Source organism: Nocardiopsis camelliae, from assembly GCF_028993595.1.
Classification (GTDB): Bacteria; Actinomycetota; Actinomycetes; order Streptosporangiales; family Streptosporangiaceae; genus Nocardiopsis; species Nocardiopsis dassonvillei.
In genome coordinates this window covers 2,860,636-2,874,759 of the sequence record NZ_CP118614.1, presented here as the reverse complement: position 1 = coordinate 2,874,759, position 14,124 = coordinate 2,860,636, and the positions used below count along the sequence as shown (strand labels likewise).

11 protein-coding genes and 1 riboswitch are annotated in these 14,124 nt (G+C 75.2%); of the genes, 2 read left to right on the top strand and 9 right to left on the bottom strand.

What is annotated here, in order from left to right:
* Positions 1–124 precede the first annotated feature (124 nt).
* On the bottom strand, positions 125–1,300 hold the full coding sequence (locus PV789_RS12515) for a winged helix DNA-binding domain-containing protein (protein WP_274977575.1): 1,176 nt from the start codon (positions 1,298–1,300) through the stop codon (positions 125–127).
* 131 nt (positions 1,301–1,431) lie between these two features.
* Between PV789_RS12515 and PV789_RS12510 the strand changes: the two genes are divergently transcribed.
* The gene (locus PV789_RS12510; RefSeq protein ID WP_274977574.1) at positions 1,432–2,106 is read left to right on the top strand and encodes a TetR/AcrR family transcriptional regulator; all 675 of its coding nucleotides are present in this window, start codon (positions 1,432–1,434) and stop codon (positions 2,104–2,106) included.
* Between the two features lie 85 nt (positions 2,107–2,191).
* Here PV789_RS12510 and PV789_RS12505 read toward each other — a convergent pair whose 3' ends face one another.
* The 8 genes from PV789_RS12505 to PV789_RS12470 form a co-directional block, all read right to left on the bottom strand.
* Complete coding sequence (locus PV789_RS12505) at positions 2,192–3,028, bottom strand: NAD(P)H-binding protein (protein WP_274977573.1); 837 nt, start codon at positions 3,026–3,028, stop codon at positions 2,192–2,194.
* A 359-nt stretch (positions 3,029–3,387) separates the two neighbouring features.
* Positions 3,388–4,107, bottom strand: coding sequence for a cobalt-precorrin-6A reductase (locus PV789_RS12500; protein ID WP_274977572.1), 720 nt, complete (start codon positions 4,105–4,107; stop codon positions 3,388–3,390).
* A complete protein-coding gene (locus PV789_RS12495) occupies positions 4,104–5,681 on the bottom strand; it encodes a cobyric acid synthase (RefSeq protein WP_274977571.1) in 1,578 nt (525 codons plus the stop codon). The genes PV789_RS12500 and PV789_RS12495 overlap by 4 nt, the downstream gene beginning before the upstream one ends.
* 98 nt (positions 5,682–5,779) lie before the next feature.
* Positions 5,780–6,523, bottom strand: a complete 744-nt coding sequence (gene cobF, locus PV789_RS12490; RefSeq protein WP_274977570.1) for a precorrin-6A synthase (deacetylating) — start codon at positions 6,521–6,523, stop codon at positions 5,780–5,782.
* Positions 6,520–10,110: a cobaltochelatase subunit CobN gene (cobN, locus tag PV789_RS12485; protein ID WP_274977569.1), complete on the bottom strand. Its 3,591-nt coding sequence runs from the start codon at positions 10,108–10,110 to the stop codon at positions 6,520–6,522. The genes cobF and cobN overlap by 4 nt, the downstream gene beginning before the upstream one ends.
* Complete coding sequence (locus PV789_RS12480; RefSeq protein ID WP_368045826.1) at positions 10,107–11,162, bottom strand: ABC transporter ATP-binding protein; 1,056 nt, start codon at positions 11,160–11,162, stop codon at positions 10,107–10,109. The genes cobN and PV789_RS12480 overlap by 4 nt, the downstream gene beginning before the upstream one ends.
* The gene (locus PV789_RS12475) at positions 11,159–12,175 is read right to left on the bottom strand and encodes a FecCD family ABC transporter permease (protein WP_274977568.1); all 1,017 of its coding nucleotides are present in this window, start codon (positions 12,173–12,175) and stop codon (positions 11,159–11,161) included. Before PV789_RS12475 ends, PV789_RS12480 begins: the two co-directional genes overlap by 4 nt.
* The gene (locus PV789_RS12470; protein WP_274978127.1) at positions 12,172–13,206 is read right to left on the bottom strand and encodes an ABC transporter substrate-binding protein; all 1,035 of its coding nucleotides are present in this window, start codon (positions 13,204–13,206) and stop codon (positions 12,172–12,174) included. Before PV789_RS12470 ends, PV789_RS12475 begins: the two co-directional genes overlap by 4 nt.
* A 59-nt stretch (positions 13,207–13,265) precedes the next feature.
* Positions 13,266–13,479: riboswitch (cobalamin riboswitch) on the bottom strand.
* 145 nt (positions 13,480–13,624) lie between these two features.
* On the opposite strand from PV789_RS12470, the gene PV789_RS12465 reads away from it, so the two are divergent.
* Complete coding sequence (locus tag PV789_RS12465) at positions 13,625–14,056, top strand: PPOX class F420-dependent oxidoreductase (protein ID WP_274977567.1); 432 nt, start codon at positions 13,625–13,627, stop codon at positions 14,054–14,056.
* The last annotated feature ends 68 nt before the right edge of the window (positions 14,057–14,124 follow it).

Here is a 14,124-nt window from a genome sequence, read left to right as displayed (position 1 = left end):
GGACCGGGAGCCCGCCGCCCGGTTCCGGCGTGCGTGGTCGGGAATCGGCGCCGGGGGTACGGACGCGACGACCGCTCCCCCGGCAGCCGGAGGGCCGCCCCGTCACCGCTGGGTCAGGCCGCCCTCACTCCCACGCGGCCCGGGCGGCCCTCATCGCGGGCGACACGTAGCCGGTGCCGATCCGCACACCGCCCAGCCACTCGGTCAGGCGCGCCGCCTCCTCCCCCAGGGCCCGGCGCGTGGCCGTCGACACCGGTTCGAGCAGGTGCACCCGGACCGCGCCGGAGCCGTCCTGCACCCACGTCCCGACCACGCGGCCGTCCGCCCAGGCCGTCGTGCCCGCGTTGCCGCGGTTGTCGAAGAGCTGCGCGCGGTGCGGGCCCAGGTAGAAGTCCCGGCCGCGCCAGCCCATGACGGTCGGGTCGAGCACCGGCAGCAGGGCGACCCACGGGCCCGGGTCGGCCGCCTCGCCCAGGTCGTCGGGCAGGAGCCAGCCGGTGGCACCGCCGTCGAGGGAGACCATGACCGCGCCGAGTTCGGCCAGAGCCGTGCGCACCGCCGTCTTGGTGGACCCCAGCCACCAGACGATGTCGTCCTCGGTACCCGGACCGAAACTGTGCAGCCAGAGGCGGACGAGCTCCCGGTAACCCTCGGCGGCGCTCCACGGGGCGGGAACGGTGTCGAGCCAGTGCCCGGTCAGGGTCCACCGCGGCTGCGAGACCGCGAAGCGGCCGGTGTTGGCACCGCGCACGATGTCGGCGGCTGCGCCGAGGAGGGTGAGCACCCGCGGCGCCGACCAGACCTCTCCCGCCGACCCCGCCACCCTCACGTTGATCCTCGGCACCGCCCGGCGCACGTCGGCGGCCACCAGACCCCCGGGTTCGTCGGCGAGCAGGGCCAGGACCTCGGCCCGGGCCCGGTCGAGCCAGGCGTCGCCGTCGTCGGCGATCCCCTCCCTGGCCAGGTCCTTGCGCATGCGGGCGCGCTCCGCGGCGGCGACGCGCGCGGAGGCGCTCGGCCACACGGCGGGCAGCAGTTCGCGCGGGAAGACGAAGAGCGTGCGCCGCATCGCCAGCTGCTTCACCAGCCGCCGCTCCCGGTAGAGCGCCCTGTCGAGGTCGGCCACGGTCAGCGAGGGCACGCGCGCCCGGCACGACAGGTAGACGGTGGCCGGTTCGGTGGCGTGCAGCGCGGTCACCGCCCGCGTGGCCGCCTCCGGGGAGTCCGCGTGGAAACCCGCGGCCAGGGCGTGCCGGACCCCGATGCGGGCGCGCCGTTCGTCGTCACTCACGTGGTGCATCGGCTCATCGTGCCACACCGTCCGGACATTTCGATACAAACCAGTTCCGGAACTGTTCCGTTCCTGAACTACTCTGTTCCGGAACTGGTGTGTATCGTTCCGACCAGCGGTGAGACGAGGAGGGGACCGCCATGACACGAGACAGCGACACCCGCACCCCCGCCGCGACCGGCGACGGCCCCGCGCGCCCCGGACGCAGGCGGGACCGCTCCCGTGACGGCGCCATCCTCGACGCGACGCTGGAGGTCCTGGCCGACTCCGGGTTCGCCGGACTGACGATGGACGCCGTCGCGGCCCGCGCCGGAGCCGGGAAGGCCACGCTCTACCGCCGCTGGCCCTCCAAAACGGAACTGGTGATCGACGCGGTGGCGCGCATGAAGCGCGAGCAGGTCGACACCGGGAGCCTGCCCGACACCGGCGACCTCCGGGAGGACCTGCTCGGCCTGTTCCGGCCCCAGTCGGCGCGGGAGGGCGAGCGCAGGCTCCGGATCATGGCGGGGCTGGCCTCGCTGCTCGTCCAGGATGAGGCGTCCGCCGACGCCGTCGGCGCCGCGATCGTCCAGCCCTGGGCCGAGGCCCACCGCTTCCTCATGCGGCGCGCCGTCGAACGCGGGGAGGCCGCGGCCACGGCCGACGTCGACACCCTCTCCCAGGTCGTCGCGTCGATGGCCGCCTACCGCGCGCTCGTCCAGCGCAGGCCCTTCGACCGGGACTTCCTCGTGTCGCTGGTCGACGGCGTCCTGATGCCCGCGCTGCGCGGGCCCCGGGCCGAGCCCCCTCCAGCGCAACCGGAGCACACGTCCTGACCGGCCGGGCCGACCGCCCCCGAACCGGCCGGGGACCCGGGGCGGGCGCCTCCGCGGGCGGTCCCGGCCCGGAGCCGCCGGACGGTCACCGCCGCCAGGCTCCCGCCGCCGCGGCCCGGACCACGTAGTCCTCGAAGGTGCGTGGAGCGCGCCCCAGCACGGTGGCCACACCGTCCGTCGTCCCGGCGAGGACCCCGCGCTCCATCAACACGAACATCTCGGCGACGTGGCGGGCGTCGCCCTCGCCCCAGCCCTCCTCGACCAGCGACGCGACGTACTCGTCGGAGGAGACCTGCTTGTAGGCGATGGGCAGACCGGAGGCCCGGGAGACCAGTTCGGCGGCCTCGCCGAAGGTGAGCGCACGCGGTCCGGTCAATTCGTAGATCCGGCCCCCGTGCCGACCGGTTTCGGTCAGCACCACGGCCGCGACGTCGGCGACGTCCTCCAGGTCGATGAACGGCTCGGGAACCGCGCCGGCCGGGAGCGCCAACTCCCCCGCGACCAGCGGGGCGTGGAAGAGGTCCTCGTCGAAGTTCTGGTCGAAGTTCGACGGCCGCAGAACGGTCCACTCCAGGGACGAGCCCCGCACGGCCTCCTCGGCCGACCGCATGTCCAGGCCGAACGCGGAGTCTCCCCAGGTGTCGGAGCCGCGCCCGGAGAGCAGGACCAGCCGCCGCACGCCGGCCTCCTCCGCCTTGGCTACGAACTCGTGCACGGGTCCGGGCACGGTCGGGGGCACGACGTAGACGGCGGTGGCGCCGCGCAGGGCCGCGTCCCAGCCGTCGGGGTCCGACCAGTCGAAGCGGGTCCGGCTGGTCCGGGAGGCGGTGCGCACCCGCGTGCCGCGCAGCCGCAGTCGGGCGGCGACCCGTCGGCCGGTCTTGCCGGTGGCGCCGAGGACGAGGGTGGTGTCGTTGCTCATGGAAGCGATTCAACGGCACCCGCCCGGACGAATCCATGGGCGAGAAGCTGCGATACCTTCGCCATCGTCCAGCCCGCTGGAGCGGACGCGCGCGGCGGGCTCCGCGTTCGTCCGAGGCTCGGCGCAGCGCGCTCCGGGTACCGATCTCCGGGGTCAGGGCGTGGACGTCCCCGGCGGGCGTCCCCGGCTGTGGGCCACGTGACGAACCGCCTGTCCTGTTGGACTGGCCGAAAACGGTGCTGGTGCGGCATGAGGGTTCTGATCTGCGGTGATCTCGTACTCGTAGCGAGGCCGGAGCACCGAGGCGCGCCACGAGCACGAGATCAGCGGGGAGAGGGCGGGCCGGTGGACCTCCACCGTCACCCCAGGGCGGTCGCCCAGGCGAACGCCGCGGCCACGTCGTGGACGGTGGGCACACCGGCCGGGCCCGGCGGGCGCCGCACCACCACGACCGGAACGCCCAGCATCCGCGCGGCCTCCATCTTGGGCCAGGTGTAGGCGCCGCCGGAGTCCTTGGTGACCAGCACGTCCGCGCGGTGCCCGCCCATCAGGTCCAGTTCGCCGTCGAGGGTGTACGGCCCCCGGCTGGTCAGCAGCGACCACGTCCGGGGCAGCGCGGCCTCGGGGACGTCCACCACCCGGGCCAGGACCGCCCGCCGCCCCAGCCTCGGCACGAAGCGGGCGAGTTCCTGGCGGCCCACCGTGAGGAAGGGGCGCTCCCCGAGCGCCGCGGCCCGCTCCGCCGCCTCCTCGTGCGTGGCGGCGTACCACCAGGCCGGATCGGGGTCCCAGCCCGGCCGCTCCAGCCGCAGCAGGGGAAGGTCCGTGCAGGCCGCCGCCGCGTTGGCGGTCATGCCCAGGGCGAAGGGGTGGGTGGCGTCCACCACCGCGTCGTAGGAGGCCAGCGCCGCGCGCAGCCCCGGCACTCCCCCGAAGCCGCCGATCCGGACCCGGCCCACCGGCAGGCGGGGCCGGGCCACCCGACCGGCCAGCGACGTGGTCACGTCCACGCCCGCCCCGACCAGGAGGGCGGCCAGCTCACGGGCCTCGGACGTTCCCCCCAAGAGCAGCAGCCTCACCAGGACACCTCCGCCCCGGACCCGCGCCGCGAACGGGCGGCGGACGGGGCCCCCGGGGCCAGCGCGGGCAGACCCGCCGGGGCGCCCTCGCGGGCCAGGGCGAGCAGGGCGTCCACGTCCAGGTGCTCCTCCGCCAGGTCGGCGAGCAGATCCAGGCGCCGCTCCCGGGCGGCGGCGAAGCGCACCCCCGAGGGCGCGCAGCCCAGCGCCTCGGCCAGGAAGGCGGCGCGGAAGGCGTCGCCCTCCAGGCTGCCGTGCCACATGGTGCCGAAGACGTTGCCCGCGCGGGCACCGCCCGGGAAACCCTCCGCGCCGCCGCCGACCGTGACCCGGCCGTGGTGGATCTCGTAGCCGTGCGCGGGCGCCCCGAGCGCCTCCCCCGAGGGCAGGCGCAGGGTCTTGTCCGCGGTGAAGTCGGTCCGGGCGTCCAGCAGCCCGAGGCCGTCCGCGCGCGCCCCGGGTCCGGCCTCGACCCCGTCGGCGTCGGTGACGGTGCGGCCGAGCATCTGGAACCCGCCGCAGATCCCCAGCAGCGGCCGACCGCGCCGGGCGTGCTCGACGATCGCCCGGTCGAGCCCGCGCGAGCGCAGCCAGGCCAGGTCGGCCAGGGTGGAGCGGGTACCGGGCAGGACGACCAGGTCGGCGTCGGCCACGTCGCGCGGGCCGGAGGCGAAGACGACGTCCAGGCCCGGTTCCAGCCCGAGGGCGTCCACGTCGGTGAAGTTGCTGATCCGGGGCAGGCGCACCACGGCCACCCTCAGTCCCTCTCCCCCGCGCGTGCGGCGGCCCTCCAGGTCCAGGGCGTCCTCGGAGTCCAGCCACAGCCCCGGGTCCCACGGCAGGGTGCCGTAGACCCGGCGGCCGGTGAGCCGTTCGAGGTCCTCCAGGCCGGGCCGCAGCAGCCCGGGGTCCCCGCGGAACTTGTTGACCACGAAGCCCGCGACCAGCTCCTGGTCGGCGGGCTCCAGCAGGCCCACCGTGCCGTACATCGCGGCGAAGACGCCGCCCCGGTCGATGTCGCCGACCACCACCACGGGTAGACCCGCGTGCCGGGCCAGGCCCATGTTGACGTAGTCGCCCGCCCGCAGGTTGATCTCGGCGGGGCTGCCCGCGCCCTCGGCGACGACGACGTCGTGGCGGGAGGCGAGGTCGTCGTAGGCGGCGTGCGCGGCCCGGGCCAGGTGGCGGCGGCCCGCCTCCCAGTCGGCCGAGGAGACGTCCCCGGCGGGATGGCCGAGCAGGACGGCGTGGCTGCGCCGGTCGGTGCCCGGTTTGAGGAGCACCGGGTTCATGGCGGGCTCGGGCACGGCACGGGCGGCCAGGGCCTGCACCCACTGGGCGCGGCCGATCTCCGCCGGACGGCCGTCGGGGCCGTGGCAGACCATGGAGTTGTTGGACATGTTCTGCGCCTTGTAGGGGGCGACCCGCGCGCCGCGGCGCGCGAAGACCCGGCACAGGGCGGTGGTGACCACGCTCTTGCCCGCGTCGGAGGTGGTCCCGGCGACCAGCAGCCCTCCTCCGCGGCCCACCGGGGTCTGCGGCCCGGCGGCGCCCTCAACGGACGCGCTCCGCACGCGGCCCTCCCCTCCTCGTCGCGTGCCCTCGTCCGACGGGGCCGCTCCGCGCGGAGACGGGCCACCGCCCCCGAACGGAGCCCCCGGCCCGGTTCCGTTCACTTCGGCCTCCTCAGCAGCGCCACGTCCATCACCCAGCCCGCCCGCGCCCTGGCCCTCCTGCGGCGCGCGGCGATCTCGAGCTGGGCCGCGCCGACCCGCCCGGCGACCAGCTCCTCGGTGTCGGTGCCCAGGTTGGCGCCCCACCAGACCGTCCAATCCCTCAGCTCCCCGAACGCGAGCTCGCCCCCGAGCACGGTCTGGCCGCCGAGCATGACCACGATGTTGTCCTGCCCCGCCGCCACCGCCTCTCCCAGCAGGCGCGCGGGGGTCACATGCACCGGACGGCCCACCTCGTGCAGCACGATCCGGTGCCGCGCCGCGAGGAGCTGGGGGGCGCTGACGCCGGGGAGCACGTCGTACTCCACCGCGACGGCCCCCCGCTCGGCGATCCGTTCCACGATCCGCAGCGTGGAGTCGTACAGACCCGGGTCGCCCCAGACCAGGAACGCCGCGGTACCGCCGCGTTCGCCCAGCACCCGCTCGTAGGCGGCGACCCGCGCCTCGTGCCAGGCGGCCACCGCGGCCGCGTAGTCCGCCGGGTCGTCGCGGTCGCGCTCGGGGTCGGGCACCGCGACCAGCGGCACGCCGTGCGCCTCGCACACGGCCCGGCGCAGGGCCAGCAGCCCGTCGTCCCCGCGTTTTCGGGCGGCCACCGCGTAGTCGCAGCCGCGCAGCGCGTCGGCGACCTCGGGGGTCACGTGCCGCGGCCCCATGCCGATGCCCAGGATGCGCACCCTCATTCGGAGCGGTCCTCCAGGTCTCCCTCGACCTCCAGGTAGACCTCCTGGAGGGCCTCCATCGTCGCCGGGTCCGGCTCGGCCCACAGACCGCGCCGGGCGGCCTCGTGCAGCCGCTCGACGATACCGTGCAGCGCCCACGGGTTGGAGCGGCGCAGGAACTCCTGGGTTTCGGCGTCCAGCACGTACTCGGCGGCGAGCTTGTCGTACATCCAGTCGTGGACGACACCGGCCGTGGCGTCGAAGCCGAAGAGGTAGTCGACCGTGGCGGCCAGCTCGAAGGCGCCCTTGTAGCCGTGGCGGCGCATGGCCGAGATCCAGCGCGGGTTGACCACCCGGGCACGGAACACGCGGGCGGTCTCCTCGGCCAGGGTGCGGGTGCGCACCGCGTCGGGCGAGGTGGAGTCGCCGACGTAGGCCTTGGGGTCGGCGCCGGTGAGGGCGCGGACGGTGGCGATCATGCCGCCGTGGTACTGGAAGTAGTCGTCGGAGTCGGCGATGTCGTGCTCGGCGCTGTCCACGTTCTTGGCCGCGACCTTGATCCGCCGGTAGTTGGCGCGCATGTCGTCGGCCGCCGCCACGCCGTCCAGGCCCCGCCCGTAGGCGAAGCCGCCCCAGGCCGTGTAGACCTCGGCCAGGTCGCGGTCGTCGCGCCAGGTGCCCGACTCCACCACCTGGAGGATGCCCGCGCCGTAGGAGCCGGGCGCGGAACCGAAGATCCGGGTGGTGGCGCGGCGCCGGTCGCCGTGCTCGGCCAGGTCGGCGCGGGTGTGGGCGCGCACGAAGTTGCTCTCCTCGGGCTCGTCCAGGTCGGCCACCAGGTTCACGGCGTCGTCGAGCATGGCGACCACGTGCGGGAAGGCGTCGCGGAAGAAGCCGGAGATGCGCACCGTGACGTCCACGCGCGGGCGGCCCAGCTCCTCCAGCGGCACCACGTCCAGCCGCGAGACCCGGCGCGAGGCCTCGTCCCACTCCGGGCGCACGCCCAGCAGCGCCAGCACCTCGGCCACGTCGTCGCCGGAGGTGCGCATCGCCGACGTGCCCCACACCGACAGGCCCACCGACTCGGGGTAGGTCCCGGTCTCCTCCAGGTGGCGGCGCAGCAGGGACTCGGCCATCGCCTGCCCGGTCTGCCAGGCCAGCCGGGAGGGGACGGCGCGGGGGTCGACGGTGTAGAAGTTGCGGCCGGTCGGCAGCACGTTGACCAGGCCGCGCAGCGGGGAGCCGGAGGGGCCCGCCGGGACGAAGCCGCCCGCCAGGGCGTGGACGACGTGGTCGAGTTCGTCGGTGGTGCGGGCCAGGCGGGGCGCCACCTGCGCGGCGGCGAACTCCAGGACGGAGCGCACCCCGGGGTCGTCGTGCAGGCCGGACGCGGCGGCCGGGTCCCAGTCGGCGGCCTCCATCCGCTCGACGAGTCCGCGGGCGAGGGCCTCCACCTGGTCGACCTCGGCGGCGGGCGCGTCCTCCTTCAGGCCCAGCGCCGAACGCAGGCCGGGCACCGCGGCCCCCACACCTCCCCACACCTGGGCGGCGCGCAGGACGGCCAGGACCAGGTTCACCCGGGCCTCACCCCCGGGCGCCTCGCCGAGCACGTGCAGGCCGTCGCGGATCTGCGCGTCCTTGATCTCGCACAGCCAGCCGTCCACGTGGAGCAGGAAGTCGTCGAACTCCTCGTCGTCGGGCCGCTCCTCCAGGCCGAGGTCGCGGTGCATCTCGGCCGCGCGCATCAGCGACCAGATCTCGCCGCGCACCGCGGGCAGCTTGGCCGGGTCCATGGCCGCGATGTTGGCGTGCTCGTCGAGCAGCTGCTCCAGGCGGGCGATGTCGCCGTAGGACTCGGCGCGGGCCATCGGCGGGATGAGGTGGTCCACGACCGTGGCGTGGGCGCGGCGCTTGGCCTGGGCGCCCTCGCCCGGGTCGTTGACCAGGAACGGGTAGACGAGCGGCAGGTCGCCGAGCACCGCGTCGGTGGCGCAGGCGGCCGAGAGCGCGGCGTTCTTGCCGGGCAGCCACTCCAGCGAGCCGTGCTTGCCCAGGTGGACGACGGCGTGGGCGCCGAAGCCGTGCTCCAGCCACCGGTAGGCGGCCAGGTAGTGGTGGCTGGGGGGCAGGTCGGGGTCGTGGTAGATGGCGATCGGGTTCTCGCCGAAGCCGCGCGGTGGCTGGACCAGGACGACGACGTTGCCCGCGCGCATCGCGGCCAGGACCAGCTCGCCCGCGTCGTTGACGTAGAGGTTGCCGGGCGCGGCGCCCCACGCCTCGGTCATCGCCTCCCTCAGCGGGGCGGGCAGGCCCCCGGTCCAGGCGGCGTACTCCTCGGGGGTGATGCGCACCTGGGCGTCGGTCAGCTGCACGGAGGTCAGCCAGTCCTCGTCCTGGCCGCCCGCCGCGATCAGGGCGTGGATCAGCGCGTCCCCGGCCTCGGTCTCGTCGGGCAGGTCCAGGCCGGGCAGGGCGTCGGGCCCGCCCAGGTCGTAGCCCTCGGCGCGCATCCGGCGCAGCAGGCGCACCAGCGAGCGGGGCGTGTCGAGCCCGACGGCGTTGCCGATGCGCGAGTGCTTGGTGGGGTAGGCGGACAGGACGACGGCGACACGCTTGTCGGCGGTGGGCACGTGCCGCAGCCGGGCGTGGGCGACCGCGATCCCGGCCAGGCGGGCGCAGCGCTCGGGGTCGGCGACGTAGCGGGGCAGGCCGTCGCGGTCGATCTCCTTGAAGGAGAAGGGGACGGTGATGATGCGGCCGTCGAACTCGGGGATGGCGATCTGGCTCGCCGAGTCCAGCGGGGTGACGCCGTCGTCGGAGGCCTCCCAGTCGGCGCGCGGGCTCGTCAGGCACAGCCCCTGGAGGACGGGGACGTCCAGGGCCGCCATCCGCTCCACGTCCCACGCCTCGTCGTCCCCGCCCGCGCTCGCGGACGCGGGAACGCTGCCGCCCGCCGCCAGGACGGTGACCACCAGGGCGTCGAAGCCGCCGAGCGCCTCGTAGAGCTCGTCGGGCGCCGAGCGCAGCGACCCGGCGAACACGGGCACGCCCACGGCCTGCCCGGTGGCGTCGACGGCGTCGGCCAGGGCGTGCGCGAAGGCGGTGTTGCCGCCCGCCTCGTGCGCCCGGTAGTAGAGGACGCCCACCTTCGGAAGGCCGGGGTCCTGAGGCCGGTCGCGTTCTGCGAAGCCCCACAGCGGGACGGGCGCGGGCGCCTCGAACCCCTCGCCGGTCAGCAGCACGGTGTCGGACAGGAAGGCGTGCAGGCGCGCGAGGTTGGCCGGACCCCCCTCGGCCAGGTAGCGGTGGGCGTCGGCCGCCAGGCCGATCGGGACGGTGGAGTGCTCCATGAGTTCGGCGCTGGGCTGCTGCTCGCCGCCCAGGACGACCAGCGGCGTGCCCCGCTCCCGGACGGCGGCCAGGCCCGGCCACAGGTCGTGCGGGGAGCCGAGCAGCCGCACCACCACCAGGTCGGCGCCCTCGACGACGCCGGTGAGTTCGGTGTCGGAGGCGCGGGAGGGGTTGGCCCACGCGTACGCGCGGTCGCTGGCCCGCGCGGAGAGCAGGTCGGTGTCGGAGGTGGACAGCAGTGCGATCCGTACCGTCATGGCCGGATGCCTCCCTCGGGGTTGGTGTTCCGTCGTCGGTCGGACCGCTCGGGTCCGGGGGTTGCCCGCGTCTCGGCGGCGGGGGCGTCACGGTGGCGCGGCGGCGCGGCACCGCGTCTCAGGAAGCGGATCACCGGGTGCCCGGGTCCGGTCTCGACCTCGGCCCGGACCCCGTAGACCTCCTCGATGAGGGCGGGGGTCAGGACCCGCGGGGGCGCGCCCTCGGCGACGACGCGCCCGCCGCGCAGCACCAGCAGCCGATCGCAGTACATCGCGGCCAGGTTGAGGTCGTGCATGGCGATGACGGTGGTGACCGGCAGGCCCGCGACCAGTTCCATGAGGTCGAGCTGGTACTGGATGTCGAGGTGGTTGGTCGGCTCGTCGAGCAGCAGTTCGCTCGGCTCCTGGGCCAGGGCGCGGGCGATCTGGGCGCGCTGGCGCTCACCGCCGGAGAGCGTGTGCCAGGACCGGTCGGCGGTGGCGGTCAGGCCGGTGCGCTCCAGTGCCGCCGTGACGGCGTCCGCGTCGGCCGTGGACATGGGCGTCCAGGCACGGCGGTGGGGGACGCGCCCCAGGGCCACCACGTCGCGGACGGACAGCTCGGTCTGGGTGTGCGCGTTCTGTTCGACGGCGGCCACGCGCCGCGCCACCGCCCGGCGCGCGGTCCGGCCGATCGGCTCGCCGTCGAGGGCGACCACGCCCGCGGAGGGCGCCAGGACACCGGAGAGCAGCCGCAGCAGCGTGGACTTGCCCGAACCGTTGGGGCCGAGCAGGCCGACGGTCTCACCGGGGCGCGGAGCCAGGGTGACGCCGTCCAGGACGAGCCCTCCGCCGATCAGGCGGCTCACCCGTTCGGCGCGCAGCCCGGTGGCGCCGGGCCCGCCGCGCCGCGTCCGCCCCCCTTCCCCGGGCCGCGGGCCGTCGGTCGTGAGCGCCGGGCGGGCGGGCGGAGCACCCGCGCCGAGCACCTCGGGCGCGGCGTCCGTCCCCCGTGCCGTCGCGGAGGACGCGCCGTCGCGGCCGCGCGCCACCGCCTGGTCGGATTGGGTCACGTGTGCCTCCTCGCACGGTAGAGCACGGCGACGAAGGCGGGCACCCCGATGAGGGAGGTCACCACCCCCACCGGGATCTCCTGGGGGTCCAGCGCGGTGCGGGCGACCGTGTCCACCCACACCAGGAAGACGGCGCCCGCCAGCGCGGTGACCGGCAGGAGCCTGGCGTGGGCCGCACCGGTGAGCGCGCGGGCCGCGTGCGGCAGGACCAGCCCCACGAAGCCGATCGCCCCGGCCGCGCTGACCAGGGCCGCGGTGAGCAGCGCGGTGGCGCACAGCAGCACCATGCGGGCGCGGGCCACCCGCACGCCCAGGTTCGCCGCGGCCTCCTCACCGAAGGCGAACGCGTCCAGGGTGGTGGTGTGCGCCAGGCACACGGCGAGCACACCGGCCAGCACCGCCGCGCACAGCACCACGTCGTCCCACCCGGCGCCGCTGAGGGAGCCCAGCAGCCAGAACAGCACCCCGCGCGTGGTCTCGGCGTCGGCCGAGGTCAGCACGATGAACGAGGTCAGCGCCGAGAACAGCTGCATGGCCGCCACCCCCGACAGCACCACGCGGTCCATGCTCGCGCCCAGGGTGTGCGCGAGCAGCACCACCAGCCCGAAGGAGAGCAGGGCGCCGACGAAGGCGCCCGCCGACAGCGACACCACCGCGCCGCCCCAGCCCAGCACCAGCACGGCGACCGCACCGGTGGAGGCCCCCGAGGACACCCCGAGCACGAAGGGGTCCGCCAGCGGGTTGCGCAGCAGGGACTGCATGACCGCCCCGCACAGCGCCAGCCCCGCCCCGCACACCGCGGCGAGCAGGGTGCGGGGCATGCGCAGGTCCCACACGATGCCCTCGCGCAGCGGCGACAGGCCGCTCTCCCCGAACCCCAGCCGCGCGGCGACCGACCTCCAGACCTCGGCCGTGGTGATGTCGGCGGGGCCGATGGTCACCGCCACCGAGACCGACACGGCCAGGAGCACCAGTCCACCGCAGGAGAGCAGCGCCAGACGCGCACCGCTCACCGGCCGAGCCCGAGGCCGCGCAGACCCCCGGCGACCTGCTCGATCCCCTCGACCGTGCGGATCGAGGGGTTCATGGCCTGGCCGCTGAGCAGGACGTAGCGTTCCTCGCGCACGGCGGTGAGGTTGCTCGTGGCGGGGTTGGACTCCAGGAACGCGATCTTGGCGTCGGCGGACTCCGCGGTCTGGGAGTCGCGGGTCAGGTCGCCGAGGACGATGACGTCGGGGTCGCGGTCGGCGACGGTCTCCCAGTTGATCTGGGGCCACTCGTCGTGGGTGTCGTCGAAGGCGTTGCGCGCGCCGACCGCGCGGGTGATGGCGCCGGGGGCGCCGCAGCAGCCCGCGAGGTAGGGCGACTGGGAGTTGGCGAACCAGTACATGAGGGAGACGCCGGAGGCGTCCAGGTCCGAGGTGGCCGCCGCCACCCGCCCCTCCAGTTCGGCGACCAGCTCCTCCCCGCGTTCCTCGACCCCGAACAGCAGGGCCAGGTCGCGGATCTCGCCGTACACGGCGTCGAGGGTGAGGGGTTCGCTGCGCGAGCCGTCCCCCCCGCTGTCGTTGTCCTTGCCGGTGGCGCAGTCGGTCGGGGAGACGTAGGTGGGCACGCCCAGATCCTCGAACTGCTCGCGGGTGGCGACACCGCCCGTGCCGAGCGTGGAGACGAAGGAGGCGGTCACGAAGTCCGGTTCGGCGTCCAGGACCACCTCGAAGGAGGGGGCGTTGTCAGCCAGGCGGGGGATGCCCCCGTTGGCCTCCTCCAGCCCCTCCATGATCGGATCGGTCCAGGTGGCGGTGCCGACGAGGCGGTCCGCCAGCCCCAGGGAGAGCAGGATCTCGGTACTGCCCTGGTTGAGGGAGACGACGCGCTCGGGCGGGGCGTCGACGCCCACCCGGTGCCCGCAGTTGTCGACCGTACGGGCGCCGGCGGCGGCCTCCCCCTCACCGCTCCCCCCTTCCGGGGAGGGGGCGCAGGCGGTGAGCAGCAGGGCGGAGGCGAGCAGGAGGGGAAGGGGGCGCGGGGCGCGACGCAGCATGGGCATGCCTTGGATGTCGGGGCTCGAACGCGGAGCCTGGCACGGGACGCCTCCGCGCACTCGACGCGGAGGGGCCAGCAGGTCTTCGGACTCGGGTTCGTCCGGACGGGATGCCTTCCCAGGTCGGTGCCGCCTCGACGCCGTGGTCTCCGCGGCCTCCGCCCCAGTGGCGTGAGTACCCCGCCCGTCCCCCTCACCGCTGCGCGTCAGTTCCGGATTCGCACCGGATTCCCTGACCACGTACGTGGTACGACTGGCCCCGGCAGACTATCAAGGCCCCCTCGGCCCTTCGCCGCCGGAAGGCGCACAGGGGCCACGCGGTGAGGACCGCGCCGTCGCGCGCTCCCGGGGATAGGCTCGTGACCGGCCGCACACGGCCCCGCACCACCAGCACCCGGCTGAGAGGGGTTTTCCGGAGATGACCGAGACGACGTTCGACCCGCGCGCACTGCTCGCCCGGAGCAGGCTCGGCGTCCTGGCCACCATCAAGGCGGACGGCCGCCCCCAGCTCTCCCCCGTACAGCCCTTCTACGACGCCGAGACCGACCTCCTCCACGTCTCCATGACCGAGGGCCGGGCCAAGACCGCCAACCTGCGCCGCGACCCGCGCGCCACGCTCCAGGTCACCAGTGCCGACGGCTGGGCATGGGCCACCGCCGAGGGCGTGGCCACCCTCACCGGGCCGGGCACCGACCCGCACGGCCCCGATGTCGAGGCGCTGGTGGACTACTACCGCCTCGCCGCCGGCGAGCACCCCGACTGGGAGGAGTACCGGTCGGTCATGGTCTCCGACCGCAGGGTGCTCATGACCATGCCCGTGGACCACGTGTACGGCGAGAAGATCCGCTGACCGCACGGACGGGGCGGCCCGGGCCGACCGGCGCTTGCGCCCGTCAGCCCGGGCCGCCCGCACACCGG